The sequence below is a fragment of the Pseudomonas sp. SIMBA_067 genome, assembly GCF_046534675.1.
GTDB lineage: Bacteria > Pseudomonadota > Gammaproteobacteria > Pseudomonadales > Pseudomonadaceae > Aquipseudomonas > Aquipseudomonas putida.
On sequence record NZ_JAWRYH010000571.1, the window covers coordinates 1 to 266 of the forward strand.

Genomic DNA, 266 nt, shown 5'->3' on the forward strand with positions numbered 1-266 from the left:
CTGCTTCATCGCGGATAATCAGACGGATCAGGTCCGCGGTATTGGTCAGCTTTCCGCGGCTGGAAAAATACATCGGCAGCCAGAAACCAGAATAGAACAAAAAAGATTCAAGAAACACACTGGCGATTTTCTTTTTCAGCGGATCATCACCGCGATAATGTTGCTGAATAATCTGAGCTTTTCGCTGCAACGGTGCGTTTTCTTCACTCCAGGCGTAGGCGGCATCGACATCTTTGGTCTGGCATAGCGTCGAGAAAATCGAACTG

1 protein-coding gene is annotated in these 266 nt (G+C 48.1%); it reads right to left on the reverse strand.

What is annotated here, in order from left to right; all coding sequences use genetic code 11:
• On the reverse strand, positions 1-266 hold a 266-nt coding region (locus tag SB765_RS30365), incomplete at both ends, for a ribonucleotide-diphosphate reductase subunit beta (RefSeq protein WP_191580628.1).